21 protein-coding genes and 2 pseudogenes are annotated in these 25,181 nt (G+C 54.3%); 11 read left to right on the top strand and 12 right to left on the bottom strand.

Annotated elements, in window-relative coordinates; all coding sequences use genetic code 11:
* Nucleotides 1-138 precede the first annotated feature (138 nt).
* On the bottom strand, nucleotides 139-1,029 hold the full coding sequence (locus ACQKIK_RS22375; protein WP_499137440.1) for a cation efflux transmembrane domain-containing protein: 891 nt from the start codon (nucleotides 1,027-1,029) through the stop codon (nucleotides 139-141).
* 92 nt (nucleotides 1,030-1,121) lie between these two features.
* On the opposite strand from ACQKIK_RS22375, the gene cadR reads away from it, so the two are divergent.
* Entirely contained in the window at nucleotides 1,122-1,526 is a 405-nt protein-coding gene (cadR, locus tag ACQKIK_RS22370; RefSeq protein WP_003292662.1) for a Cd(II)/Pb(II)-responsive transcriptional regulator, read from the top strand.
* A 122-nt stretch (nucleotides 1,527-1,648) separates the two neighbouring features.
* Here the strand turns inward: cadR and ACQKIK_RS22365 are convergent, their stop codons facing one another.
* The 3 genes from ACQKIK_RS22365 to ACQKIK_RS22355 all read right to left on the bottom strand — a co-directional run bounded on the left by ACQKIK_RS22365 (nucleotide 1,649) and on the right by ACQKIK_RS22355 (nucleotide 5,321).
* Entirely contained in the window at nucleotides 1,649-3,022 is a 1,374-nt protein-coding gene (locus tag ACQKIK_RS22365) for a heavy metal sensor histidine kinase (protein ID WP_342404325.1), read from the bottom strand.
* The gene (locus ACQKIK_RS22360) at nucleotides 3,019-3,693 is read right to left on the bottom strand and encodes a heavy metal response regulator transcription factor (RefSeq protein ID WP_021210270.1); all 675 of its coding nucleotides are present in this window, start codon (nucleotides 3,691-3,693) and stop codon (nucleotides 3,019-3,021) included. Before ACQKIK_RS22360 ends, ACQKIK_RS22365 begins: the two co-directional genes overlap by 4 nt.
* Before the next feature lie 308 nt (nucleotides 3,694-4,001).
* Entirely contained in the window at nucleotides 4,002-5,321 is a 1,320-nt protein-coding gene (locus ACQKIK_RS22355) for an OprD family porin (RefSeq protein ID WP_021210271.1), read from the bottom strand.
* Nucleotides 5,322-5,709: 388 nt separating this feature from the next.
* Between ACQKIK_RS22355 and ACQKIK_RS22350 the strand changes: the two genes are divergently transcribed.
* From ACQKIK_RS22350 to ACQKIK_RS22330, 5 genes and pseudogenes are all read left to right on the top strand, one after another.
* On the top strand, nucleotides 5,710-6,099 hold the full coding sequence (locus tag ACQKIK_RS22350; RefSeq protein ID WP_128119964.1) for a hypothetical protein: 390 nt from the start codon (nucleotides 5,710-5,712) through the stop codon (nucleotides 6,097-6,099).
* 58 nt (nucleotides 6,100-6,157) lie between these two features.
* On the top strand, nucleotides 6,158-7,465 hold the full coding sequence (locus ACQKIK_RS22345; RefSeq protein ID WP_014822256.1) for a TolC family protein: 1,308 nt from the start codon (nucleotides 6,158-6,160) through the stop codon (nucleotides 7,463-7,465).
* A 9-nt stretch (nucleotides 7,466-7,474) separates the two neighbouring features.
* Nucleotides 7,475-8,821 carry an efflux RND transporter periplasmic adaptor subunit gene (locus ACQKIK_RS22340; RefSeq protein WP_021210272.1) on the top strand — a complete coding sequence of 449 codons (1,347 nt, stop codon included), beginning with the start codon at nucleotides 7,475-7,477 and terminating at the stop codon, nucleotides 8,819-8,821.
* A 16-nt stretch (nucleotides 8,822-8,837) separates the two neighbouring features.
* Entirely contained in the window at nucleotides 8,838-12,008 is a 3,171-nt protein-coding gene (locus ACQKIK_RS22335; protein ID WP_014822258.1) for an efflux RND transporter permease subunit, read from the top strand.
* A gap of 269 nt (nucleotides 12,009-12,277) precedes the next feature.
* Nucleotides 12,278-12,483: pseudogene (locus tag ACQKIK_RS22330) on the top strand (IS3 family transposase); the annotation flags it as partial.
* A gap of 168 nt (nucleotides 12,484-12,651) precedes the next feature.
* On the opposite strand, the gene ACQKIK_RS22325 reads toward ACQKIK_RS22330, so the two are convergent.
* Entirely contained in the window at nucleotides 12,652-12,981 is a 330-nt protein-coding gene (locus tag ACQKIK_RS22325; RefSeq protein WP_080583081.1) for a hypothetical protein, read from the bottom strand.
* A 395-nt stretch (nucleotides 12,982-13,376) separates the two neighbouring features.
* Here ACQKIK_RS22325 and ACQKIK_RS22320 point away from each other — a divergent pair, with 395 nt between their 5' ends.
* Complete coding sequence (locus ACQKIK_RS22320) at nucleotides 13,377-14,297, top strand: cation diffusion facilitator family transporter (protein ID WP_014822259.1); 921 nt, start codon at nucleotides 13,377-13,379, stop codon at nucleotides 14,295-14,297.
* A 212-nt stretch (nucleotides 14,298-14,509) separates the two neighbouring features.
* On the opposite strand, the gene ACQKIK_RS22315 is transcribed toward ACQKIK_RS22320, so the two are convergent.
* The 3 genes from ACQKIK_RS22315 to ACQKIK_RS22305 are packed head-to-tail and all read right to left on the bottom strand — an operon-like array spanning nucleotide 14,510 to nucleotide 16,087.
* On the bottom strand, nucleotides 14,510-14,971 hold the full coding sequence (locus ACQKIK_RS22315) for a methyltransferase family protein (RefSeq protein ID WP_499137436.1): 462 nt from the start codon (nucleotides 14,969-14,971) through the stop codon (nucleotides 14,510-14,512).
* 4 nt (nucleotides 14,972-14,975) lie between these two features.
* Nucleotides 14,976-15,656: a DsbA family protein gene (locus tag ACQKIK_RS22310; RefSeq protein ID WP_014822261.1), complete on the bottom strand. Its 681-nt coding sequence runs from the start codon at nucleotides 15,654-15,656 to the stop codon at nucleotides 14,976-14,978.
* Complete coding sequence (locus tag ACQKIK_RS22305) at nucleotides 15,653-16,087, bottom strand: disulfide bond formation protein B (RefSeq protein ID WP_003292674.1); 435 nt, start codon at nucleotides 16,085-16,087, stop codon at nucleotides 15,653-15,655. The genes ACQKIK_RS22310 and ACQKIK_RS22305 overlap by 4 nt, the downstream gene beginning before the upstream one ends.
* 209 nt (nucleotides 16,088-16,296) lie before the next feature.
* Here ACQKIK_RS22305 and ACQKIK_RS22300 point away from each other — a divergent pair, with 209 nt between their 5' ends.
* Nucleotides 16,297-17,256 carry an arsenic resistance protein gene (locus ACQKIK_RS22300; protein ID WP_003292675.1) on the top strand — a complete coding sequence of 320 codons (960 nt, stop codon included), beginning with the start codon at nucleotides 16,297-16,299 and terminating at the stop codon, nucleotides 17,254-17,256.
* A gap of 25 nt (nucleotides 17,257-17,281) precedes the next feature.
* Here ACQKIK_RS22300 and tnpC read toward each other — a convergent pair whose 3' ends face one another.
* Together tnpC and ACQKIK_RS22290 are read right to left on the bottom strand one after the other, a co-directional pair.
* Nucleotides 17,282-17,644, bottom strand: coding sequence for a Tn3 family transposase post-transcriptional regulator TnpC (gene tnpC, locus ACQKIK_RS22295; RefSeq protein WP_003292676.1), 363 nt, complete (start codon nucleotides 17,642-17,644; stop codon nucleotides 17,282-17,284).
* Nucleotides 17,641-17,817, bottom strand: a complete 177-nt coding sequence (locus tag ACQKIK_RS22290; RefSeq protein WP_003292677.1) for a hypothetical protein — start codon at nucleotides 17,815-17,817, stop codon at nucleotides 17,641-17,643. The genes tnpC and ACQKIK_RS22290 overlap by 4 nt, the downstream gene beginning before the upstream one ends.
* Before the next feature lie 63 nt (nucleotides 17,818-17,880).
* Between ACQKIK_RS22290 and ACQKIK_RS22285 the strand changes: the two genes are divergently transcribed.
* A complete protein-coding gene (locus ACQKIK_RS22285) occupies nucleotides 17,881-18,129 on the top strand; it encodes a hypothetical protein (protein WP_101153433.1) in 249 nt (82 codons plus the stop codon).
* Nucleotides 18,130-18,434: 305 nt separating this feature from the next.
* On the opposite strand, the pseudogene ACQKIK_RS22280 reads toward ACQKIK_RS22285, so the two are convergent.
* Both ACQKIK_RS22280 and ACQKIK_RS22275 read right to left on the bottom strand, forming a co-directional pair.
* Nucleotides 18,435-18,644 (bottom strand): annotated as a pseudogene (locus ACQKIK_RS22280) (helix-turn-helix domain-containing protein); the annotation flags it as partial.
* 166 nt (nucleotides 18,645-18,810) lie between these two features.
* On the bottom strand, nucleotides 18,811-19,368 hold the full coding sequence (locus ACQKIK_RS22275; protein WP_023444708.1) for a hypothetical protein: 558 nt from the start codon (nucleotides 19,366-19,368) through the stop codon (nucleotides 18,811-18,813).
* A gap of 379 nt (nucleotides 19,369-19,747) precedes the next feature.
* Between ACQKIK_RS22275 and ACQKIK_RS22270 the strand changes: the two genes are divergently transcribed.
* Both ACQKIK_RS22270 and ACQKIK_RS22265 read left to right on the top strand, forming a co-directional pair.
* The gene (locus ACQKIK_RS22270) at nucleotides 19,748-22,249 is read left to right on the top strand and encodes a site-specific integrase (RefSeq protein WP_081262847.1); all 2,502 of its coding nucleotides are present in this window, start codon (nucleotides 19,748-19,750) and stop codon (nucleotides 22,247-22,249) included.
* Nucleotides 22,246-25,110, top strand: a complete 2,865-nt coding sequence (locus ACQKIK_RS22265) for a hypothetical protein (RefSeq protein ID WP_499137434.1) — start codon at nucleotides 22,246-22,248, stop codon at nucleotides 25,108-25,110. The genes ACQKIK_RS22270 and ACQKIK_RS22265 overlap by 4 nt, the downstream gene beginning before the upstream one ends.
* Nucleotides 25,111-25,181: the final 71 nt, after the last annotated feature.

Raw genomic sequence — 25,181 nt, 5'->3', positions numbered from 1 at the left:
CCCGGCGATAAGGGCTATCGCGTCCGCTTAAAAATACGCGGACACCATCGTCCTTAATGCGGGAGTTCGGAAGGTGACTTGGCTGGACGCTTACGGCTTAGAGGCATGACGACGCCTTTTTCTGTAACGGGAGCTTCTTTAGCTCTTGAGCGCCAGAATACGCCGAGCGCCGTTTAGAACGATGAATCCCACAACGGTACCGATAATCAGGTCTGGGTAGTTTGACCCAGTCCAAGCGACGAGCGCTCCGGCGACTATAACCCCCATGTTGATGACCACATCATTGGCGGAGAATATCCAGCTCGCTTTCATGTGAGCACCACCTTCCCGGTGTTTGGAAATAAGCAGCAGACAGCCCGTGTTGGCGAGCAATGCCAGGAACGCAACGGCGATCATTATCAGCGACTCGGGCTCACTACCGAATACAAAGCGCCTAATCACCTCTACGAGCACGCCGAGGGCCAAAATCAGCTGGAGCACACCAGCAAGGTGTGCAGCACGCACCTGCAGATTGACGCTGCGCCCAACCGCATAAAGGGCCAGGCCGTACACTGCCGCGTCAGCGAACATGTCGAGCGAATCGGCAATCAGACCCGCGGACCTGGCAATCAGGCCAGCAGTCATCTCTACCACGAACATGAAGGCGTTGATGCCTAACAGTAAACGTAGGGAGCGGGATTCCTGTGTAGAGTTCGCCGGATTCTCGGCGGCTTTGATCATCTCAGGGTCTGCCGCGACAGTTTTCTGAAGAGTGGCGCCTAGCCCTAACGTCGCCAGCTTTTTGGTTATGGGCTCAACGGCACTGTCATGCATGACATCTAACCGACGGTCCGACAGATCAAAAGTCAGCTTCCGAACTCCGTCCAAACCATTCAGCGCCAAGCGGATCATTCGCTCTTCTGATGGACAATCCATCTTGGGCACGGCGTAAACACTGACCCATTGCCCCGTCGTATCGGAAGGGTTTTGCATATCGGCATCAGCGGCTGGTGTCGCATCGCAGCCGCAGGGACCATCGGACTTGCTCATGATACGGCTCCACTTGAAATCGAAGATGGGATCATTAAAAGCCTTATAGCTACTATAAGGTCAATAACGCAGAGCCGATGAGGATTCACACGATGCGCATTGGTCAGTTAGCAAGGCTAATAGGGATTGATACACAGACGATCCGCTTCTATGAGCAGCAGGGCTTGTTGCCACCGCCTGATCGCCAGGCGAACGGCTATCGTGTCTACACCGAGAAGCATGGCGAGCGGCTAGCTTTCATCCGGCGCTGCCGAATCTTGAATCTGTCACTTCCAGAGATTCACGCACTCCAAAGCTACCAGGATGACCCTCGCCAGCCTTGTACGGCCGTCAATGCCTTACTCGATGATCACATTTCTCAAGTCAGATCCCAGATAACCGCTCTGCAATCACTCGAACGACAACTCGTTTCACTGCGGGCTAATTGCAACGATGGGCGGGAAGTTGAGGCTTGCGGCATTCTCGCCGGAATTAGCGAGGACGCATGCATTAAATGAACGGCGTTGGGGCTTGCGGGCCTGGTTACCCGGCCAACGCGCATGCCCTCGAAATGGTTGTTTGTCCCTGTGGTTTTTGCCCCTTCGTAGTGATGGCTGTCTCCGTGCGGTATCACTTTGAGTCAGGCCTGCCGAGGAAACGTGAGTTCAAACGTGGTCCGGCCGTCTTTGCTGTCGACGGCCACGTGGCCTTTGTGGAGGTGCATTACTGAACGGACAATCGCTAGCCCCAATCCTGCCCCGCGAGTTTGTATGCCGTTAACGCGATAAAAGCGGTCGAACAGGTGTGGGAGATGATCCGATTCGATAGTCGCGCCATGATTGGTGACAGCCAGCGAGACGATGTCTGCGTCCCCCTCAAGGATCTTAAGCTCGACCGTGCTGCCAGTATTCGAATGCCGCAATGCGTTGGATAACAGGTTGGAAATGGCCCGTTGAACCATAAGTCGATTTCCCAAAATCATGGCATCGCCCGTTACTGTCGTAGCGACTCCCGCTTCTTCGGCTAGGACTTCGAAGTATTCACATACGCGCCTCGCCTCGCTTCCCAAGGATAATGGTTCGAGCTTCAGTGCTGGGCTGGCGTGGCTGGCCTGGGCAAGAAACAGCATGTCTGACACGATTCGATCCATGCGTTCGAGTTCTTCAACCGACGACTCGATCACTTCACGATACTGCTCCTTGCTTCGCTCACGCACCAAAGTCACCTGCGCCTTGCCTATCAGGTTGTTCAGCGGAGTTTTCAACTCATGAGCGACATCGTCCGAGAATTGAGACAGTTGCTGAACGCCGTCATCGAGTCTACGAAGCATTACGTTGAGGCTGTGCGCCAATGCTTGGAGCTCTTGCGGAAGCCGATCGGGGCGGATTCGAGGTGATAGATCCTGTGTCGATACCTTAGTCGCCAAGGCCCGGAACTTGCGAAGCGGTCGCAAGCCATTATTTGCAACCAGCCATCCAGCCAACCCGATCAATATCAGCAGCATCGGCACGGTCACTAAGGCCGAGCGCAGAAATGCAGCCACCAGCCGTTGATCGGCACTGCGATCTTGCGAAAGTAAAAGCGTCATTGGGCCCAGTCCCGGAACCTGGATCTGCTTGCGCCCGGTTAGCATCTGCACGCCATTTCTCGTTGTCCAGCCAAGGTATTCACCGTCTCTGTTCACGAGACCCAGCTGCTCCGGGGCATTGGCGAACCGGCCGATACTGAAAATCGGTGATTTCTCCGTATCGCCGATGACGGTTATCGAAAGGTTGTCATGGCCCAGCACCGTATCGCTCAGCGCATGTTGCCACGATCGGCCCATGCGGGCTTCGGTATCCTCTGCAAGTCCATGATCAATCTGTGCGAGTTTGTCCGTCACTTCCTCCTCGGCGCGCGACTCTAGTTGGCTTACCAGTACCCAGTAACTCATCCCTATCAACAGCGCAACCAAAGCGGCGCCGGTCAGCGTGATCTGTAACGCGAGACGCGATGCTAGACTAAGTGGTTTCAAGGCCGCGCCTCCAGCACGTAGCCCACACCCCGGATAGTGTGTATCAGGCGATCGCCAAAGGGTTCGTCCACCTTCATCCGCAGGCGGCGAATCGCGACATCTACCACGTTGGTATCGCAGTCGAAATTTATATCCCAGACCAAGGTAGTGATTTCGGTGCGTGTCAGAACCTCGCCAGTTCGGCGCATGAGCAGATGCAGTAGAGCGAACTCTTTGCTAGTGAGATCGATACGTTGGCCGTTCCGATAGGCGCGATGCCGGCTCGGGTCCAGTTCGAGGTTGGCAACACACAGGTTACTCGGAAGTGAGATCGGCTCGCCTCGCCGCAGCAATGTTCGAATACGAGCGAGCAACTCGGGGAACTGGAACGGCTTAACCATATAGTCGTCAGCGCCAAGTTCCAGACCGCGGACCTTTTCGTCCAAGCGGCCATTCGCTGTCAGCATGATCACGCGAGTCTGCTTACGCCGTCTGATGAGCTCGAGCACCTCCCACCCATCCATGGTTGGCAAATTCACATCAAGTAGCACGAGGTCATAATCGTTCTGCAGCGCCAGATGAAACCCATCGAGACCATCATCCGCTCGATCTATGTGGTAACCAGATTCGGCAAGACCCTGCTGCAGATATTCCGCAGTTTTTACTTCGTCCTCTACAACCAAAATGCGCATATTTTGAGGTAACTCTAGTTGACGGGGCGCCAAAAAAACATCCATCAAGTGGCTACAAAGTCAAGACGGAGCGACTTGGTCGGAACTGTTCTAAAGAATCTGACATATGCCGCCGTAGGCCGGGGTGGGAACAGTCTAGCGCGGCAGGAGCGCTGGGAAGCTGCCTTACAAATTTTGTAACCTGCCAGTCATCTGGCTCGCTGCGTAAGCAGTACTTACGCAAAAAAAGGCGCCCTGATGGGCGCCTGAAACACATCTTCAAACCAAGGGAGCAAAACTAAAGAAGATGTGGTGTTGCTCATGGTGTTTCACAAGATCGAGAGCGGGTACTCGGCTATGAATCGGACCTCATCGAGGTCGGACTCGAAAGCAGTCGCCCGCGTGGTAGCCTGGCGCACCCGCAGAGACAAATCCTTGAGAGAGCCAGTCTGTACAACGTAGCGGGCTTCGACGTCGCGTTCCCAGCGGTTCTGTCCCGTCAGCGGCGCACCGTTATCGTCTTGGCGCATGTACACCTCGTTCGCATTGCTGTAATCGGCGCCCCAACCGCGGGCGTAGCGGGTCATGAAAGTAAGCCCGGGTATGCCGTATTCCGCCATGTTCAGGTCGTAGCGCAGCATCCAGGACTGCTCTTTAGGTGAGTTGAAATCACTGTACTGGATGGAATTGTTCAGGTAGATCGAGTCCGCCTGGCGCAAGTAGTCAAAGTCGTTGTTACCGTTGTTTCGCTGATACGACGCCGTGACAGTGTGCGCGCCGAAGGCGACACCCAGGCTTGAGCTCCAGATGTTGTTGTCGAACTCGCCCAGTAATTCGCGGCCTTCGTCGGTTGCCTTGTAGTAGTTGAAACTGCCCAGCAACGCGACGACATCGGAAAGCGGATAGGTGGCCGATAGACCGAAGTAATGTTGGTTCCAGGCATCCTTGAGGCGGCTGGTATACAGGCTAAAACTGAGATTTTCGTTTACGCTATAGTCACCGCCTGCGTAGCCGAGCCAAGGGGCGTCGACGGCACCGCCATAAAACGTGACGAAGTCATCGTTCGTGTTGCTGGTATTGGGCTGGCTCATCGCGTGCAGGCGGCCGCCCTGGAGGGTGAGGTCGTCCAGCGAGTTGTTCACAACGGTGACACCCTTGAAAGACTCCGGCAGCAGCCGTGCGTCACCAAAGTGCACGACGGGAGTAGCGGGAAATACATCGCCTGCCTTGATCTCGGTGTCCAGCAAGCGTGCTTTCACCGCGCCCCCCACCCGTGTGAAGTCATCCTCAGGATCGCCGGCGCTGTCGTGGGGAAGCAGGTCGATGCTGCCGCCCGCACCGGAGCGCCCCGAACCGGAGTCGAGTTTGAGTCCGAGCATGGCGAAGGCGTCGACGCCAATCCCTACCGAGCCTTGGGTATATCCGGACTCGAAGAAGGCCATCAATCCGTGGGCCCATTCCTCGGAGTAGCCATTGCCGGTGGCACTCTCACCGTCGCGAAAATCTCGATTGAAATAATAGTTGCGATTTATCAGCGATAGCGTGCTGCCTTCGATGAAGCCGTCCGCTGTTTCCGATTGGGCTAAGACCGGGGCGCTGCCCAATGCCAGTGAAAGGGCTGTCAGTGAAAAAACGGCCTTTTTGCTCATGATGATGCTCCTTGTGTACGGCAGATCAGTGCTTGAATGACGCCTTTCGCCTTTTTGTTTTTTAGCGCTTGGCCATGTTCTCCCCCCCCGGATGACAGCAGGATTAGCGGTAAATGACTATTTTGTAATCTGAGGAATGGCATCGCTCACTCTCTCGATTACAGATTTGTAATGTTTCGGTCACTCGATCGTTATCCACTCTTCTATAAAGTCACCACCCCATAGCGTCAGCTATCTTGCCGGCTTGGCAAGGCTGATAAAAAACGCTTATGTGTATTTGTTTAAACCTAAGGCGAATCACTATCGGAGTAGAGGCGCATGTGTTTAGCGTCTTGGCGGGGGTAGTTCTTATGATGGGATTCGACATCTAAACCAGGAAGTCATCGTTTTGTCTTGGATGAGAAAAATAGTTTTGCTGATGTTGCTAGCCTTGTTTCCATTGCAATCATCATGGGCAGTTGTTAGCACGAGCTGCAGTCATGAGGATGGTTCGGCAGCAAATCATTTTGGACATCACGAACATCCGCACGAGTCTCTGGGTACTGACGAGGAAGGATCGTCAAAAGCCGCAAAAAAAATCAGTTTGGATGGAGACTGTGTCTTTCATGGCGACCATATCAAGCCGCTTATAACGAAAGGGATTTCTCCTGGTTCGGTATTATCAATAAGCTTGAAACCGTTTTTTTCTGCTAGCTACGCATCGGCTGAAGCCGGGCGTCCTGAAAAACCTAATTGGCGCATCGGTGCAAAGCCGGTGAGACGCCAGATTAACCAGTAGGACGCCATTTATCTGTATCTGAGGTCTCACCGAACCTTCCCTTTTCTAGGAGATTTCGGTGCGAAAAGTTATTTTACCGCTGGGGTTGACGATGTTGTCGTGCAACCTCGCCTTTGCGCAGCCTTTAGAGTTGCCGACCTTCACACAGACCTTACCTGCCAGTGTGGCAAATACCTTCCCCGTTGAGTCTGTCGACTCCATAAGCTTTCTACGCGCCTTGGAGCTCGCTAGCTCTGCAAGCCCTGAATTGGCTGCTGCAAGACGTGAGCTGGCTGCTTCTCGCGCATTGATTAGCCAAGCCGGAGCGCGTCCGAATCCAATATTGTCCGCTAGCCAGGAGGGAATCCGAGGTGATGCCCCCGAGACGACGCTTGAGCTGAGCCAAGAAATAGAGCTGGGTGGTAAACGTTCGGCTCGTATTGAGGCAGCGCAACGCGCCATGGACGTAGCGGCCGCCGACCTACAGGACGCTCAAGCTCGACTGAGGGGGGCAGTGATGGGCGCATACTACGATGTGCTTACTGCTCAAGAACGGCTGGAGCTCGCTCAGGCTGCTTCAAAGCTTGCGAAGCAAGCAGTGAACGTGGCCAATCGGCGTGTGAGGGCCGGCATGGTTTCTCCCGTAGAGGAAACCCGGGCGCGGGTTGCGGCTACTGGAGTGCAAGTGGAGCTTGCCCAGGCCACAGCTGAACTCGAAGCTGCGCGCACTCGTCTGGCGGCCAACTGGGGAAACCCACAGCCACGCTTTGAGCGAGTACTAGAGCCGGCAGAGGCAGTACCTCCGCTTCCCGAACTAGCTGAGCTTTATAGCCGCTTGAGCGATTCCGCTCAACTAACCCGCGCGCGTCGGGAAGCAGAAAGACGTCGGGCTGCGTTGGAGCTGGAAAGGACGAATCGCTTTTCTAACGTGACGGTTAGCGTAGGTGCCCAACGCTCAGATGAATATAACGGCACGCTGGGACTGGTGAGTATCTCGATGCCCCTGCCGTTGTTTGATCGAAACCAAGGCAACATCGGAGCAGCGCAGGAACGGGCCTACCAGGCGCAGGACGAGCTCAACGCCGTCCATATACGCCTGAAAAGCGAACTTTCCCAAGCGCACATGCGGCTGCGCACTGCCCGCCAGCAGTTTGAACTGTTGCGCAACGACATGCTCCCCAGTGCCCAAAGCGCTTATGAAGCTGCCAGCAAGGGGTTCGAACTTGGAAAGTTCACGTTCCTTGACGTACTGGATGCTCAACGCACGCTTTTCCAAGCCCGATCTCAGTATCTGTCTGCGCTATCACAAGCTAACCAGGCGGCGGCAGAAATCTCGCGAATTGTCGGCGATGGGTCGGCCGTTATCACCTCGGCCACTCAGCCATAAGGAATCCATATGACAAGTAAATCGAACACATCTTCCTTGGCTGTTCACAAAAAACAGATTTTTTGGATCGTCGTCATATTAGGCGTGGCACTGGTGCTTGGTGGATTACTTCTTAGCAGTAGTCCTGCCGTGCCCAATGCGAGCGACGCGCATGGCGAGCATGGTGGCGCTTCGGAGCATGAAGATGAAGGGCATTCGGATGAGAATACCGAAGCCGAAGGAGGTCATGGCCATGATGAAGAAGGCGCCGATAGCGATCACGAGGTCGGTGCGGCAGAGAAAGATGAGCATGACGATGGCCCTGAGGGAGCGGCGCACGCTGAAGCAGCAGAGGTTGAACTCTCTGAGACCCAAATCCTAGCCGCGGGCATCTCGCTAGCAACCGCTCAGCCTGCGCAGATAAAAAGCGCAATCGAGCTGCCTGGCGAAATTACATTCAACCAAGACCGCACAGCGCAAGTTGTGCCTCGTCTCTCAGGTGTCGTTGAAGCGGTCAAAGTCGATTTGGGCGAACAGGTGAAACAGGGGCAAGTGCTTGCTGTGATCGCGAGTACCGACCTGTCGGAACGTAGAAGCGAGTTCTACGCGGCACAAAAACGTCTTGCATTGGCTCAGAAAACCTATCGACGCGAAAAGGAGCTGTGGGAAGAGCGTATTTCTGCAGAACAGGATTATTTACAGGCACAACAGGCTCTACGGGAAGCAGAGCTGACGGTTGCGAATGCAAAAGCACAGCTACAAGCGCTTGGTAGTGATGCTGGCAAGCCAGACGCATTGAGCCGCTACGAACTCAGGGCGCCGTTCGATGGGATGATCGTTGAGAAGGACATCACGCTCGGTGAGTCAGTCAATACCGACGACCAGATATTCATCATTTCCGATCTCTCTACCGTTTGGGCAGATATCAGCGTTCCTGCCAATGCACTCAGCGCGGTACGAGTCGGCAGCAACGCGGTTATCGAAGCCACAGCATTCGAGTCCAGTGCCAATGGCACCGTTTCTTATGTCGGCTCACTTGTTGGTCAGCAAAGCCGCGCCGCTACCGCCCGGGTCACGCTTCCGAACCCGGAAGGTGTTTGGCGTCCCGGCCTGTTCGTCAAAGTGCGGGTAGGCTCTGGCGGAGTGTCCGTGCCGGTTGCAGTCAAGCCCGATGCGATCCACACGTTGGAAGATAATCCGGTGGTGTTTGTACGGACCGACCATGGCTTTGCTGCTCAGCCAATCGTGACTGGTCGCGGCGATAGTGAAGCGGTTGAAATCAAGGAAGGTCTTCAGGCCGGAGTGCGCTATGCCTTGGCCAACAGTTTCATCATTAAGTCCGAGCTTGGCAAAGCCAGCGCCTCGCATGCTCACTGATACGGAGTTATAGACTGTGTTCGAACGTATCATTCGCTTTTCTATAGAGCATCGCTGGCTGGTTTTGCTAGCCGTGCTTGGCATGGCAGCGTTAGGAGCTTACAGCTACCAAAAGCTGCCTATCGATGCTGTCCCTGATATCACCAACGTACAGGTGCAAATCAACACTGCGGCCCCAGGTTATTCCCCGCTGGAAGTGGAGCAGCGCATTACCTACCCGCTCGAGACGGTAATGGCCGGGTTGCCCAAGCTCGAGCAGACCCGTTCCTTGTCTCGATATGGACTTTCTCAGATCACAGTTATTTTTGAGGAAGGCACTGACATCTATTTTGCCCGCCAACTTGTGAATGAGCGCTTGGGAGGGGCCAAAGATCAGCTTCCGGAAGGCGTCACTCCAACACTTGGCCCTATTTCCACTGGGCTTGGCGAAATCTATTTTTGGACGGTTGAAGCTGAGGACGGTGCCACCAAATCGGACGGTACGCCTTATACCTCTGCTGACTTGCGTGAGATTCAAGATTGGATCATCAAACCGCAAGTCCGCAATGTACCAGGCGTAACTGAGATCAATACGATCGGAGGATATGCAAAGGAATATCAGATCGCCCCCAATCCAGACACTTTGCGGTCGTTTGGACTGACATTACAAGATCTGATCGAAGCGGTTGAGCAAAACAATAACAATCTAGGTGCCGGATATATTGAAAAACGCGGCGAGCAGTATCTTGTTCGTGCTCCAGGACAAATGCAATCAGTAGAGGACATCCGCAATACCCTTATTAGCAACGTTGACGGTACCCCAGTACGTATCCGCGACGTTGCGACGGTAGAGGTTGGAAAGGAGCTCCGTACTGGCGCAGCCACCGAGAATGGCCGCGAAGTGGTTCTAGGTACGGCTTTCATGCTTATCGGTGAAAATAGCCGGGTAGTTTCTAGGGCTGTCGATGACAAGATGAAAGAGATAAACCTTTCGCTTCCAGAGGGCGTAAAGGCGATTACTGTCTACGATCGAACTGTACTCGTAGACAAAGCTATATCCACCGTTAAGAAGAACCTCACTGAGGGTGCCATTCTTGTTGTGGTTATACTTTTTCTCTTCTTGGGCAATATCCGTGCGGCGATCCTAACCGCACTTGTTATACCGCTGGCGATGCTCTTTACGTTCACCGGCATGGTAGCCAACGAGGTCAGCGCCAACCTGATGAGCTTAGGCGCATTGGATTTCGGCATCATTATCGATGGTGCCGTGGTGATTGTTGAGAACTGCGTGCGTCGACTTGCTCACGCTCAGTCCCATCACGGGCGGGCATTAACGCTGTCCGAACGGCTTCATGAAGTGTTCGCTGCGGCAAAGGAAGTGCGTCGGCCTCTACTCTATGGGCAGCTGATCATTATGATCGTATATCTGCCGATATTCGCCCTTACAGGGGTAGAAGGTAAGATGTTCACGCCCATGGCGTTTACCGTAGTGACAGCGCTATTCGGGGCGATGATTCTCTCGGTGACGTTCGTCCCGGCAGCCGTTGCGCTCTTTATCGGCAAGCGTGTTACAGAGAAGGAAAACTTTCTAATCCGCAATGCTAAACGGGCCTACGCACCTGCATTCGATGCGGTGATGTCCAACAAGCCAGTAGTGCTCACCTTTGCCGTTGTTGCAGTTGTACTTTCCGGCCTCGTAGGGGCACGTATGGGCAGTGAATTCGTGCCTAGCCTCAACGAGGGGGACTTCGCTATCCAAGCCCTTCGTGTACCGGCTACCAGCCTTAGTCAGTCTGTCGAGATGCAGCAGCAGCTGGAGCGAAAGCTCATGGATGAGTTTCCGGAGATCGAGCGGATTTTTGCGCGCACAGGCACTGCGGAGGTGGCATCCGATGCCATGCCTCCAAACATCTCTGACGGGTACGTCATGCTGAAGCCACAAGAGCAGTGGCCGGATCCAGGCAAGTCGCGCGACGAACTCTTAAGCGAGGTCCAAGCATCCGCCGCTGAGTTACCGGGCAATAACTACGAGTTTTCCCAGCCTATTCAGCTGCGTTTCAACGAGTTGATTTCCGGTGTTCGTGCCGCTGTAGCCGTGAAAATCTATGGTGATGACATGGAGGTTCTTAACAGCACGGCGGCGGAAGTGTCCGAGGTGCTAGGACAAGTACCAGGCGCCTCCGAGGTTACGGTCGAGCAAACGACTGGCCTTCCTATGCTCACGATTGATATCGATCGCGATCAAATCGCACGATACGGCCTGAGTTTAGATACCGTCCAGCAAGCGGTTGCAGTAGCCATCGGGGGCCGAGAGGCAGGCACCTTGTTTCAAGGAGACCGGCGTTTCGATATCGTAGTTCGTTTACCGGACGAGATACGAAGCGATCTCGCCGCAATTGAGAGGCTCCCAATTGCCCTTCCAAGGGAATTAAACAGCGCCATAAGTTATATCCCCCTCGGCGAGGTGGCCACTCTGGATTTGGCCCCCGGTCCGAATCAGATCAGTAGAGAGGAAGGGAAACGGCGAATTGTCGTTAGTGCAAACGTCCGTGGTCGGGACATTGGATCATTCGTATCTGAGGCAGAACAGAAAATCCAGGCCCAAGTAGATATCCCGGCAGGTTATTGGATCGACTGGGGCGGTACCTTCGAGCAGCTTGAATCGGCAACGAAGCGGCTGCAGATCGTCGTCCCCGTGGCGCTGCTCCTGGTGTTCATTCTGCTTTTCATGATGTTCAACAATGTCAAAGACGGCTTATTGGTCTTTACAGGGATTCCATTTGCGCTCACCGGAGGCATTGTTGCGCTGTGGCTGAGAGATATCCCGTTGTCCATTTCAGCAGGAGTTGGCTTTATTGCTCTGTCAGGCGTCGCCGTTCTAAATGGCCTGGTAATGATCTCCTTCATCCGTAGCCTACGGGAGCAAGGTTTACCTCTGGACACCGCGATCCGCGAGGGAGCTCTGACCCGGCTACGGCCGGTATTGATGACAGCCTTGGTGGCTTCACTCGGGTTCGTTCCGATGGCCTTGAATGTGGGTACCGGTGCAGAGGTACAACGTCCCCTTGCGACAGTGGTAATCGGAGGGATTCTCTCCTCAACGGTGCTAACGCTATTAGTGCTACCGTTGCTCTACCAGCTGGCTCATCGGCGCGAAGACGAATTGGAGGAGCAAGAAATTGCGCTAGCCGCTGACAGAACTAGCTAGAAAATCGAGTGGCGGCACACAACGCCCCGTTCTTGCTAGCTAGCGAGAACGGGGCGTGTTGGTTTCGGAGTGCTAAGATTCAGCTGCGGCGCAGCGGGCAGCAAAGCCTTTATAGCGTAGGTCTAATGCATCTAAGCGGTGAATAGAAAGGGTGCTCAGCGCTTAGTGCGTATGACTCCGCGCTACATACGCCTCCTCGGCTGATGGCTTTCACCCACGGTGAGCTGACGAAAAAAGATTATGCAAGCAGCGGCTGAGCTGCCCCGGGCGGCAGCACGGGCGATAGCTACGAAAACGCCCTGGCTGGACCGATCAGCGGGCTTTACAAGGCCGAGCTGACACCTTCAATCATGGACGAACCGCGAGGCCGTTGAGAGGGCGACCCTGACATGGATGCGTTGTACGCCACCAGCGTCTGTTCAGCCCAATCGGATATGCTCTTGCGAACGCTAATAACAAACAGATCAGGCGATAGCGGCCTGACTTAACGAAACGGCCTATAAAGGCCAGGGCGATTCGCTGGTAGCGATTTTGCGTGCAAGTGATGGACACAAAAAAGCGCCCCGAAGGGCGCTTAGAGTACAACTGCTACCAACGGAGCTTGGAAGCTGGCGGCGGCGGATATCGTTCGGATATTAAGTGGTTAGTCAGCTTTGGTTTCTTTTTTGATTTCCATGTTGTTCTGATCCTGGCGAATATCATTAACCTTCAACTCGCCTGCTTTTTTTTCGGCGGATTCGGTTCCGTGAATTCGCTTTTGATCTGCTCGGAATTTTTCATTAAATTTAATCGAGCGGTCGTAGCCATCTTCTGCATAAGACAATGCGGAGCCGAATATTACCGATCCAACAACAATAGCTTTCAACAGATTCATAGGGCAGTCCTCGCTAAATTCAAAGGTGTCTTGCTGAGCTTTATCGGTGAGCTCTACAGGTTCGAATGAATTTTGCGTGACTGAAGCTAACAGCAGCATGAGCGAAGCATTACATTATTGAAATGTAATGCTCCCATTGTGCAGTGACATGATCGCCTTGCTTCGTCATTTCAGCACCGAGGCGCACCAATCTGCAAGGGGCTTGAGCCTACGGCAAGAATGGTCGGAAGATTACATTATTGTCATCTTCAGGGCATGGCACCGCATAATCCATATCATTAGCGAGCAACGTCGTTTAGCGTCTGAGAGAGATCGACCTGTTATCGGCAAGTTAAAGACGATAACGCACGAACTTGCTCGAGAGTGGTCGCATTTTCTGTCAGTGTGGCTTGGAGGGCCCGATGGTATAGGCGCTAGTATTTTTATTATCTCTTATGGGCGGTCGTTTGGCTCCCCTATTTTTCTTACGCTAGTTTTTAAGGAGCGGTAAAAATATGGCTCACGAACATAACCATAACACCGAAGCCATGGGTGATAAGCGTTTAATCGCAGCTATTGGCGTTAATACTGCATTAACTCTGGCACAAGTTGTTGGCGGAATACTTTCTGGAAGTTTATCGCTCATAGCTGATGCGCTACATAACTTGAGCGATGCCGCATCACTGGTTATTGCGCTCATCGCACGTAAGATCGGCCGCAAACCGCCAGATGCTTTTAAAACCTTTGGCTACCGACGCAGTGAAACCATAGCGGCTTTGATTAACTTGGTCACGCTGATTATCGTTGGTCTCTACCTCATCTACGAAGCTATAGGTCGGTTTTTTGCCCCGCAGCCCATTGAAGGATGGACAGTGGTCGTGGTGGCGGGAATAGCCTTGATTGTAGATATCGCTACGGCTTTGCTGACCTACACAATGTCTAAGGACAGCATGAATATAAAGGCGGCATTCTTGCACAACGTGTCGGATGCGCTGGCCTCCGTCGGCGTCATTATTGCCGGAACATTAATCCTCCTGTATGGCTGGTATTGGACAGATACTCTCCTGACACTGATGATTGCTGGGTACGTGCTCTGGCAGGGCTTTAGCATGCTGCCTAAAACCATTCACTTGTTAATGGAGGGCGCACCAGAAGGAGTTTCCATCGCCGATATAATCAACGTCATGGAACAAGTAGACGATGTTGAAAGTGTGCACCACGTGCATGTTTGGGAAATCGCGGAACACACAACTGCATTGGAAGCCCACGTTGTCATAAATAAGGCTAATCTGCCTGATATCGAACGGGTGAAGACCGATTTAAAACGAGTACTCCATGAGCAATTCAAAGTCAGCCACTCGACACTTGAAATGGAGCTAGACGGCAGTGTTTGTATCGACACCAGGCAGGCCGACAGTCATCGCAGCGAAGCATAAGCCTGCTTTGCGCTCAACGCTGTTGCTAGGTAGTTAGCTCGATATCAACGGAGTGAACTTGCGACATCACTATTGGCGCTATGTCCTCTACCAGAGACATGTTAGCGGCATGTGGCCAAATCAGCTCTCACGAGGAGATTAGGCTAGGTCGTGGCTCCTTCGGCGGGCTGCAGCGACGAGCAAGCCCCGCCAGTCGCTACCGCCGCGGACGCTCAGAGCCAGCGGCGAACTCGTGCACGGTAGCGGGCAAATGATTCGCCGAACAATGTTTCCAGCGCCCACTCTTCAGCTGCGATCTGGAAACGGTTCATGTACAGCACGAAAGCAACCACGCCCAGCAGTGTTAGAGGTGAGGCCAAGGCCAGCGCCCAAGCCGCCAGAATAATGGCGAAGCCTAAGTACATGGGGTTGCGGCTGTAATGGTAGATGCCAGCCTCCACCAATGCCGAAGCCTGCTGCGGCTGCAATGGATTGACAGTAGTACGTGCGCGGCGAAACGACAGTACGCCGGCGAAACACACGCCGAGCCCCAGGAACAGTACCGGCAAAGCGAAGGTCAGACACGCGGTCCATGCCAGTTCGATGCTCGGCAATCTGGATCCCGACAACCCCATCAGCAGAGCGATCAGGCCCGCTACGAGCAGCGGTGGCACGCGGTTCTCCAGCGCGCTCATAGTGTCATTCCCGTGCCTTGGCCACTTCGCTGCTCACTAATCGGCGCAGCGGCTCCGGGCCGAACTCGCTGAGCGCACGACCATTTACAAAAAAGGTCGGGGTGCCACGAATCCCAACGGCCTTGACGTCCTGCATGTCCGTTTCAAGCACGGCGTTGACGCTAGGCGTATGCATGTCCTGGCGGGCCTGCTCCAAGTTCAAACCGACGCGCTCGGCAGCAGCCCATGCCTGCGTGACTTTGGGGTCGTCGTGCCAACCGGGCTGGGCCTCCAGCACGGCCTCCAGCACTTTTTCATGAAGATTTTGCTTACGCGCCGCCTCCAGCATCCGTGATACCTCTTCGGAGCCCTGATGGAATAGCACATAGCGCAGCACCAAACGCACATCTTCCGGGTTCTCGGCGAGTATCTGCTTCACATAGGGATGGAATGCGCGGCATGCTTCGCAGGAAGGATCGAAGAATTCGACGATGGTCACTGGAGCCTGCGCCGGACCAAATACTGGTGAGTGGAAGCGAACCAACTGGCCGCCGTTCTGTTTGGGTTGTGTCGCGGTCTCTTGGGCTGTCGAACCGGGAGCCTGGGCCTGTTGAGGCGATTGCGAGGGGGAATAGAAGAATGCGGCGGCAGCAAAGACGGCCAGGATCACGACACTGACGATCAGGACCACGGAACGGCGATTCATGGGGTGGTTCTCCGACGGATGATTATGAGCAGGATGGCGATAAGGATAAAAGCGAACAAGGCGAGTGCCGGCAGGGGCACCACGCCGAAGAGGGTCATTCCGGCGCCTGAGCAGGATGGACCAGTGGCCGTGCAGGGCTGGATCGGCTGTGGAATCAGCCCTGCATAGAGCAGCGTGTGAACAAATGCCAGTGCCGCACCGATAGCGGTCAGCGGCAGGGCATAGTGCCAGACGGTGAAATCCGAGCGGTAGCAGGCGATGGCCAGGATCACCGCCAGCGGAAACATGAAGGCACGCTGGAACCAGCACAACACGCAGGGTGCCTGGCCCATCACCTCACCAATGAACAGCGCGGACAGGGTCGATACCAGTGCGACCAGCCAGGTTAGCAGCAGCAGGTTCCAGGGCATGCCTGAAGGTTGAGGATTCATTGCGGTTAACTCCTGGCGATGGCGAGCACTTGCCTCAGACCCGCCATCCAGTTATTTCGAAACATCATGCATCCTCTTATCGGCAGGACTTGTTAGGACCGTTGCGGACTTCGCCCAACGGCAAAGCGAAAAGCAACCAGCCTCAACGCTGGGTTAAATCCGATGCCAGTGGGAGAATGTCGCCCTTGCGCAACAAGGGAAGATATCAGATGTCGCGGGACTGGCTGGAAGAACACCAGATAGCATTTTATTTCGCGGCGGTGGTGGCCGCTGCCATTGCAGGCCTGAGCTCTGCGCAATTCACCGGACTGACGGCCATGGCCATCACACCGGCGATTGCCGTGCTGATGTATGCCATGTTTCTGCAGATTCCTTTTTTGGAGCTGCGAGAAGCTTTTGCCAACCGCCGCTTCGTCGGTGCCTTGTTGCTGGCCAACTTCCTATTGGTGCCATTGATGGTGTGGCTGGTGACGTGGCCGCTCTCATCGAACAAGGCCTTGTTGGTCGGCGCGCTGCTTGTCCTGCTGACGCCTTGTATCGATTACGTGGTGGTCTTCACCCACCTGGGCAAAGGGGACTCTCGTCTGGTGCTCGCGGCGACGCCATTGCTGCTGTTGCTCCAGCTTCTGCTGCTGCCCCTCTACTTGCGGCTAATCCTTGGCCCCGAAGCCGGCACAGTGATCGAGCTGTGGCCCTTCGCAGAAGCCTTCCTGTTACTGATCGTCCTACCCTTGGTAGCGGCTGTGCTCACCGAATTTGGCGGACGCCGATCTCTGCTGCTTCGCGCATGGAGCGCAGGTTGGGCCTGGCTGCCAGTGCCTGCAATGGCCCTGGTTCTAATCGTGGTGGTGGGTTCGCAGATCGCGGCTGTCGTGTACCAACTCGACATCCTGGCGCCGTTGCTTCCGGTATACGGAGCGTTTCTACTACTCGCTCCGGCCCTCGGCGTACTCAGCTCCCGGCTATTTGGCTTGGAGGCTTCTGCCGCACGGGCAGTGGCCTTTAGCTCAGGCACTCGCAACTCGCTTGTAGTGCTTCCCCTGGCCCTAGCGCTCCCGGAGTCCATTCGCGCGCTGGCCGCGGCGGCTGTGATTACTCAGACACTCGTAGAACTGATTGGTGAATTGATCTACTTACGGGCGATTCCAGCCATGGTCAGAAACAGTTGAGCCTCGTCGAAATCGGCGAGAGCGCTCATGCCTCGTGCTGTGGAGCAAGATTGATCAGCGGCGCAATGATGAGCTGAGCGGAGCGCGCCCAAGAAACCAGTGCCTCAAGATCCATCTGTAGAGATTGGGCTTCTGTCCAGATACAAGCACTCTCGGCAGGCACCGTAAGAGCGATGCCCTCAACTATCGTCAGAGCCATCGCATGCAATCTCAGTAGCTCGTCGCGAATGGAGGTGATTCCACCCAGTTCCACCAAGCAGACGTCCAAGCGATCAACCAGCCGGAGCAGTTGAGAGGTGTCGAAGCTGTCGCGCAGGTTTTCCAACGCCACGGCGTCCACTTCGCCGTACGGTGTAAGGCGGAAGGATGCGGGAGGAATGTTGATCATGGCGTTTTCTCGGTATCTAGCTGGCTAGGTCTGATCACCCGCAGCGAGCCGGCAGCTTGTTGGAACACCGAGTCCTTGATCCAGGGCTCCGGTGGCCGGTTTAGCTTGAGGTTGAATTCGCCGAAGCGCTTGAGGTTGCTGGTCAGGTAGAGTGGTTGGGCCCCCTTCAGCATACATAGCGGAACTGGTGTAGACGACTAGCCCTGAGCTAGGCCTTGGGCTTTCAAGCAGCTCCAATGATCGGCACTGAAGTGCTAGGGAGCGGATTACTTCTAAAATTCTGGCTAACACGCTCACACTTAAAAACGCTTCTGGATATGCTGGAAAAAGGCAAGCCAAGCAGGCGAAAAATTGACACTAACTACTTTCAATACAATGGTTATTTCTTGGGATATAACTCTTCTAAAGATAATGCCGGTAAATACGGATTTGAAGAAAGCCCTGCTGAAATCAAGCAAAAAGTGAAAGAGCTTTTACTAATCTAGCTCGGTCGAACAAACTAGGTCTATTGCTCGTTGAGTGATCGTCTCTGAGCATTTTAACTGCTGCCGTTGCTGGCAGCCATGAGTCAAAAATTGCACTCAACGACAGGCAGCTTTTGGCCGAAAGCAGCCGTAGGTTGCTTTGAAGTGAGAACATCAAATGGATGTCATCACGGACGTCGTGATCAGCCTGTTACTCCATCGCGAGGCTTACGAACCCTAGGCTTCTAGCATCTTGTCGATTGCGGGATTCGCGCGGCTGGATGGCGTCGGTTGGAGCGAATACCCAGGGAGCGCTAGATCACTCCGAGCCCATGCTGTTCCATTCGGAATCTGATGGCCTCGACGGGATCAGAAGGTGGGATCGGATAGTGTTCGTCTTCATATTTCTCGATCAACGCTGCGAGCGCTTCTAGCGCATCACTCTCTGGCGTACCGATCGGGGCACCCCACAGTTGCTCCATAAGCGCCAAAGCGGTAGCTAGGTCGCCATCAGTACGAATCGGCTTGATCTTCATTAAAACTGCCTCGACATTAATGGATGCACTGTACCTGCATAAGCCAGGGCGCTAATTTTTAAACTAGGTGCTCCTGAAGAGGGCTGGATAACCTGATAGTCGCGCCGCTATGCAAAGCATAATATACGGCGCTTTGGGGTTAGCTAGTTAATGGAAATTATACAGGTCATTCGTCTTTTGCCAACCATCTGAGTCTCGCCCTACGGATATAGCTTGGGGAAACGCCTAGGCGCTCGGCTAAAATTCGGTCAGAGGTCAAACCAAACTCGGCTGCAATTTTAGCAGTGATTTTTGGATATGGTTTTTCAAACGCTTTTATTCCCAGCTCTTTTCGTTTGGATTTGATCGGGTAGTTACTAACTTTTAGCCTATCGGCTAACTCGTAGTCGGGCATAGTGCCAAGAAGCGCAATCGTTTGCTCGTTCCAAATTTCCTCAAGTGGTTGGAACTTAGGCCGGAGGGGTTTTGGCTCCGGAATACCAAACTCAGTTCGAGCCTCCTTAATGCTTTTTGCGGGAATACCGAGGTCTTTGGATAGGCTGTAGTCCGTCTGTACTGCCAGCCGCTCAATCAGCGATTGTGTAAGTTCTAGCTTGAAGCTGAATTCGGCGATACCGTTGGCCTTTCGATACCGGCGGACGGTAGTCGCTCCCACCCCAAACCTCCTCGCTATTTCGCGGTCGCTGAACTGGCCGACCTGGGCTTTCCAGTCGCTTTTACGCATGTGCATTTCCTCCATTTTGAGCAGGCGAGAAATTCACCGCTCTATGAGGTAGTGCTCAGAGCAAGTGCACCGATTCCAGTTCGATATGCCTAGGCACCGAAAATATTATCGAATAGTGAGCGGGCGGCCCTATGTCTAGTGCCTGGAGGGGGATGGCCTCGACTTTGGAAGCTGCAGCGCTTCCAACCCGCGCATGCGCGGAATCCGTGTGAGAATACTCGGCGTATCGACCTGGTTTTCCGCGCATGCGCGGAAAACCAGGTGTGGTGTCAGCCGATTCTGAAAAATCAGAACCAGCTTCTGGATTTCCATGGCATGCCCGAATTGGGGGACTTCGGCTTAGCACTATTAGCTAGTACTCACACGATAGGACTAGCTGATGTCGAACTCACTAAGCCAGCCAAGGGATGCCGGCTGCGAAACCACATTCAAAGAGCTGCTACAGCTGGCAGCAGGGTCCGGGCGTGACGTAACTGTCATAACAGAGATTCTGAAATTTATAGATGCTCATCCTCAGCTCATAGATTTTCCCCGAATAATCCAAGGGTTGTTAAACGCGCTGAATGAAATGGAAAAGCCGCCGGTTCTGTTCGTCGGTGATTTTGATCCCGTGGTCTGGCGGCATGAGTGTCACTGGATAATTTCTAATAGGAGCAATCCGCGGTTCATCTCAGCCCTGGGCCCTCGTTTTTTTTCCGGAGATGAGGCGCGCAGGCGTAATCCAATCATTGGACAGGGCGTCCAGGATTACGCTTTCCCGTATGCAATGTTATGGCATGAGCCGGCCGATGTTGATGGCGCGCCAGATTACTACCGGCTTGTAGGACAGCTACTGGTGGCGCATCAGGAGAGCTCTGGTGCATCGGACCTTCGCGGCCAGAAATACAATGCATATCTCAAGCTGCGTACGCTTTGCGCGAAGGAACTACTGACCGTCCCTGCAGAGCTAAATATTTGGTCTAGTCCAGCCATATTTATGCGGAGCTGCACAGTTTTCGATCCCAGTATTTCAGTCGACGTCCATGCTGATGCCTTTCCTGCTGTTACCCGGCTAGTTCGTTATTGCGGGGGCGATCAGCCACCTGAGCGTCGTGGTGGTGGTGGCAATCATCGAGGCAGGATGCCAGTCCGCTCCGGATTAGGTGTGGTAGTAAGTCAAGGGGTAACCAAGTTCCCTCTTGATGATCCGGACGATCCCGATCTACTGCCAGGCCATATTAGTTTTGTTGTTCCACGGTTAGACCATGATTTCGACGAAGAATTGCCCGACGGCGAAATCACTGCGCCAGATGAACTCTGTTTGATCGATACCGGCGGCGAAGTCAGGCCCTATGTCGCCGAGTTGCTCAGCCATCAGGGAATCCTCGCCCATATTGCCCGCGCTCGGCAGTTCTTACCGTTCGGATTCAACCTGCTGACGTTGCCCGAATTAGCAAATCTCCTGTTCAGCGTCACTGATGAATTTCTGCAGTGCCGGGAGCGGTTCCGCACAGCGCCACTGCCAGAGCAGGTAGGCATCCGTACGCGCATGGAGGCGCTACTCGCCCTACATCTCATGCTCTGGTTCGGCAGGTCACTTGAGGATTGCACAAAACTACAGATCTCTGAGGGCGGCGCGCGCCCGCGGGTGGCGTTTGAGCTTATACCTGCTAAAGACTTGGAGTCTGCTGAGTTCAGGTTTTTAATACCTACACCAGATTACGCTGCGGAGGAGCAACTGCCCCCTGAAACGGTTCGAAAGAGGGGGGCGGCAGTTTCAGTACCGGATATGGTGGGAGCCGCGACGTTAGTATTGGGAGTCAGAGCGCTGCCATCTACGACCGGAACGGCCGTATTTGCCGGGAAAGTTAAGAAAATTGAGAGCGAAGTTCGTGTCCTCTTGAAAGAATTGGGGGGAGGTGACCCGCGATATACAGTTCACAAGATTCGTTCCTATTTACATCGCCAAATAATCACCGATACACACGATGTGGTTGCGGCCACGATGTTGTCCGGGCTGCCTTGCCTGTCGGCTAATACTGCGCTTTATTACACCCAATACAGCGTTGATCACCTACGCAGCCTCTATTGTCATTCAGTGCGAAATGTATTAACCGCTATTTACGGCACAGTAGGTTTGGAGGCGCCAGTTACTAACGTCATTAGCTCTTCAGAGATGGCGGTTGGTGCCCGAAATTGTCTGAAACTTAGCGCTGTGAAAAACAATCTTGAAGCATTGCTCGCAGTGCTGCGCAAACGCCCACGAAAAGATATTCAAGAGCTGATTCATTGGCACAACTGCCTGACGCTCTGGACCATCCTCATGTTCCTAATGGCGACCGCGTGTCGAGCCATCCGCAACCCGCTAAAAGCAGTGGAAGAGTTCGAGCAACGAAGTGGCCACGGCGCACTGGGCGATAAAGGCGCAGATGACGGTCACATGAGCCGTCTGGTAGTGATGCCTGAGCTACTGCGTCGGCAGCTAGAGGCATACGACGCGCACTGCTGTGCAATTCGTGTGAAGTTCAAATACGGCCTACCTGCACAGACTCCTCCTAGGTCCGGTTTTTTCCTGTGGTTTGCTGATGACAATCGGCTGTACTACGAGGAAATCCGTCCGTCACATATCGACGCATATATGCGGCAGGTGGTTGGTTTTACACCCCATCCAGTGAACGGTTTCCGCAAGTTGCTGAGGACCGAGCTCGCAGAGCGTGGGTGCCCGCCTGAAACGCTTGCCGCATTCATGGGGCACTGGCTGCATGGCGAGGCGCCCCAAGAGTCGTTCTCAAGCTTTTGTCCTGGCGCTTATGTCCAGAGCCTCCATGCGTATTTATTGCCGCTGATGAGAGAGCTCGGTTGGATGGTTCGCAACAGCCACCTAGTTAAGGAGGCTAAATGACCATTTCGACCCTTTCTGAGGAAATGCTGTCAGCAATTTGGAGTCCTGAAAAATACGATCCAGAATGGAAGAGCGAATTTCTTCAGACGCTCAAGGAGCGCTGCAGAGACTCCAACAATGTCATCGGAGAATGGCTCTGCGGTAAACGTTCGCTGAGAAATTTTCCTGTCGAAAAGATGCGGGAGCTTGAGAATCAGCTTGAAAGCTCGACATTACGCAATGCACTGCGAGACGTAACAAGCCGGGCGCGGCGATTCAACCCGAGCCTGCCGCTTGCCCACATAGCGATCGACACGCGGCGTCCCGCAAATCCAATCAATCCCGACTTGTATACAGCAGAGAACATCTCAGCCAGTCGAGACGTGATCGATTCGCTGGAACGGGCGCTGAGACACGACCTGGAGCAACTCACCCCCCACTGCCGGGTTGGGCTACTCCTGCTGAGCGCCGCCTACTATGGCGCGCTGATGGACATCCCCCAGCTAAATGCGCTGACCCAGCTTGATGTAGGTCAGATTATTTGGGTATCTGGGATACCAGAGTTCCGGCTCAAGCTTTCAATCCGTGGGCAATCCGAGGCTGAGAGTAGGCAATGGTTCCCAGATCCGATGACACTGGCACTGTTGTCCCGTTGCGCTCCAGATCTAAGTGAATTGAGACCTTATCTGTCCAAGAGGGACGGAAAACTTCACTGTATTCAGGCGGCATTGGCCGTAGGTGGGGTAGATAATCAGAGCCAACCCGCGTCTCTCAGTCGACTGTTTGAGCTGCTGCGTATCAAGCGCCAAACGCAGCTACCGCAGCTGTTGATCAATTACACCACCAGATACGGTTACGTGACGCATTCTGTCTTGGCGGACTCATGGCTGCATCTGCAAGGTGACAGATCGTCTTCAAATCATGAACAAAAAAGCAAACGTAAAAAGCATCGGCTGGGTAGGCCCGAACAACGAGTTCCGGGATGGCTGACGACGTTATGTCGGCAGGTCCGTAGAGGACGGGTTTCGGTACTGGAGGTTGAGCAGGTACCTACGACGCTAGAAGAATTGATCACCGGTTGGGCATCGTTTCTGCTTCATGGCCGCTCGTTCTATGGCAACCCTTTGCAGTCCAAAACGGTTGCCAACTATGTTAGAGACGTCGGTATAGGATTGGACAATTTGCTGTCTGTTGGGTCGATTCTAGATGTTCCGCCGGACGCGTTAGAGGAGTTGTATGAAACGCTGCTGGAGGTACAACCCACGGCGCCAATGAGGAGAAACCTAGCCAAGGGCCTGCTGGAGTTTCATGGATACCTGCAAAACAGCTTCTCCTATCCACCAATCAGCCCCTATGCCGCATTGGGTATTGGGAAAACGCCTCAGTTCGTTGATGCCCAGATCATCAATGAAGAGCAATATCGTCAGGTGCTGCGAGACCTGGCCACAGGCCCGCTAAGCCATCGCTCACCGCGTATTGCTATGGTCGCGCAGGCTGTGGTGATTTTCGGATACCGACTGGGATTGCGGCGTAATGAGTCGCTGAAGTTGCTGCGCCGCGATCTGCAGTTACCGACGCTCTCTGCCGCACGTGCAGCTGCACTGCGTAGACGGCATCCGAACCTGAAGCCGCTATCGGCTGAGCAGCGAACCGCGCTCAACCTTCCCGCGGCTCTGCATATTCGCCCCCATTCTCAGCGTGCGCTCAAAACGCGCAACTCAACGCGTACGCTGCCACTCCATGTGTTGCTCGAGCCAGATGAGCTGCAGCTGATAGAGCGCCTGGCGCGGTTGCGTGATGACGAAGAGGAGAAAAGTCCATATTCGGAATTTCTGTTCTGTATCCCCGAGCTGCAGACACGATGGGTTTCCGAATCCACCTTGTTACCTGCAATTCATGCCTCCCTCCGCCGGGTTACAAGATGCTCCGATATGCACTACCACCACCTGCGGCACTCGGCTGCAACCTGGCTCACCTTCAAGCTGGCCGCCACAGCGTTAGGGGCATGCGAGAACGCTCGACTTCTCTTCGGTGAGCAATCTCAGACGATGGCGTGGTTGCTGGATGCAGAAAGGTTAAATAATGCGTTTTTCCATTCCCGGAAAGCCGCCACCCGCCGTGTAATCCATATCACCAGCGCTGTGCTCGGCCATGCGAGCCCCAAGACGTCGCTGCTGCACTATGTGCACTGCATGTCTTGGCTATCGGCGTTGTGCTGGCAATGGGAGCCCAAGTTTTGGCCCCCTGGCCATGTCATCGCAAAAATTGCCGGGGTCAGCCTGCCAAGTAAGCCAGAAGATTTGGCTGCGCCAGGGTTGCCAGCTGAGATCCGCCATATGCGGCGCATCATCGGTCGTATCGGGGTATACAAACGCAGTAAACGTCGCAAAGTCAGCTACCCGATGAGCCCCATAGAATCGAATGGCGAAGGGAGGGCTCTGACAAGGATGAATGACATCTCGTCCATGCTCGCATACCAAGCGTACGCGGAAGCATCAGGACAGTCGGTCAACATGGACTGGGTGGAGTTTTCCGATGCGGATCGATCGGCCATGCTGGAGCGGGCAAGGTATATCCGTCAGCTTGGTAAGCACCGCCTTAGCGGTTCGGCGACTTGCGACCCGAACGGTAAAGTTGAGCTGGTGCCCAGGCCGCCCAGACACGGAGGTTTAGCTGGCGTAGCTGCCTACGCTGACCGGCTCTACCGATTGCTTGACGGCAGATATAAGGCAAAAACTAACAGGGTTCTGGATGACTTCGTCGAGCGCTGCTGGGCGAGCGATACCACGCTGCGATTCCACTCTGGGCAGGATGAGCAGAGCGTTCGAGAGTACCTATGGGTGCTGTCTGAGCTGCGCATGTTGCCGCTGACCGAAAACTGACCCAGTAGAGGCTGTTCTGCCGACTGAAAACTGACCCAGGTGTTCAACTGCTTCTGCTCAATTTTTGAGCA

The organism is Pseudomonas sp. NPDC047961, assembly GCF_050272435.1.
Taxonomy (GTDB): domain Bacteria; phylum Pseudomonadota; class Gammaproteobacteria; order Pseudomonadales; family Pseudomonadaceae; genus Stutzerimonas.
Note: the sequence above shows the minus strand (reverse complement) of the source record. Positions and strands in the feature narration are given on the sequence as shown.

What these genes read in the sequence shown, in the direction of transcription:
- ACQKIK_RS22375 (WP_499137440.1), bottom strand. Translation starts at nt 1,029, where the DNA reads ATGAGCAAGTCCGATGGTCCCTGCGGCTGCGATGCGACACCAGCCGCT.
- cadR (WP_003292662.1), top strand. Translation starts at nt 1,122, where the DNA reads ATGCGCATTGGTCAGTTAGCAAGGCTAATAGGGATTGATACACAGACG.
- ACQKIK_RS22360 (WP_021210270.1), bottom strand. Translation starts at nt 3,693, where the DNA reads ATGCGCATTTTGGTTGTAGAGGACGAAGTAAAAACTGCGGAATATCTG.
- ACQKIK_RS22355 (WP_021210271.1), bottom strand. Translation starts at nt 5,321, where the DNA reads ATGAGCAAAAAGGCCGTTTTTTCACTGACAGCCCTTTCACTGGCATTG.
- ACQKIK_RS22340 (WP_021210272.1), top strand. Translation starts at nt 7,475, where the DNA reads ATGACAAGTAAATCGAACACATCTTCCTTGGCTGTTCACAAAAAACAG.
- ACQKIK_RS22325 (WP_080583081.1), bottom strand. Translation starts at nt 12,981, where the DNA reads ATGCTGCTGTTAGCTTCAGTCACGCAAAATTCATTCGAACCTGTAGAG.
- ACQKIK_RS22320 (WP_014822259.1), top strand. Translation starts at nt 13,377, where the DNA reads ATGGCTCACGAACATAACCATAACACCGAAGCCATGGGTGATAAGCGT.
- ACQKIK_RS22315 (WP_499137436.1), bottom strand. Translation starts at nt 14,971, where the DNA reads ATGAGCGCGCTGGAGAACCGCGTGCCACCGCTGCTCGTAGCGGGCCTG.
- ACQKIK_RS22310 (WP_014822261.1), bottom strand. Translation starts at nt 15,656, where the DNA reads ATGAATCGCCGTTCCGTGGTCCTGATCGTCAGTGTCGTGATCCTGGCC.
- ACQKIK_RS22305 (WP_003292674.1), bottom strand. Translation starts at nt 16,087, where the DNA reads ATGAATCCTCAACCTTCAGGCATGCCCTGGAACCTGCTGCTGCTAACC.
- ACQKIK_RS22300 (WP_003292675.1), top strand. Translation starts at nt 16,297, where the DNA reads ATGTCGCGGGACTGGCTGGAAGAACACCAGATAGCATTTTATTTCGCG.
- tnpC (WP_003292676.1), bottom strand. Translation starts at nt 17,644, where the DNA reads ATGATCAACATTCCTCCCGCATCCTTCCGCCTTACACCGTACGGCGAA.
- ACQKIK_RS22290 (WP_003292677.1), bottom strand. Translation starts at nt 17,817, where the DNA reads ATGCTGAAGGGGGCCCAACCACTCTACCTGACCAGCAACCTCAAGCGC.
- ACQKIK_RS22285 (WP_101153433.1), top strand. Translation starts at nt 17,881, where the DNA reads ATGATCGGCACTGAAGTGCTAGGGAGCGGATTACTTCTAAAATTCTGG.
- ACQKIK_RS22275 (WP_023444708.1), bottom strand. Translation starts at nt 19,368, where the DNA reads ATGCGTAAAAGCGACTGGAAAGCCCAGGTCGGCCAGTTCAGCGACCGC.
- ACQKIK_RS22270 (WP_081262847.1), top strand. Translation starts at nt 19,748, where the DNA reads ATGTCGAACTCACTAAGCCAGCCAAGGGATGCCGGCTGCGAAACCACA.
- ACQKIK_RS22265 (WP_499137434.1), top strand. Translation starts at nt 22,246, where the DNA reads ATGACCATTTCGACCCTTTCTGAGGAAATGCTGTCAGCAATTTGGAGT.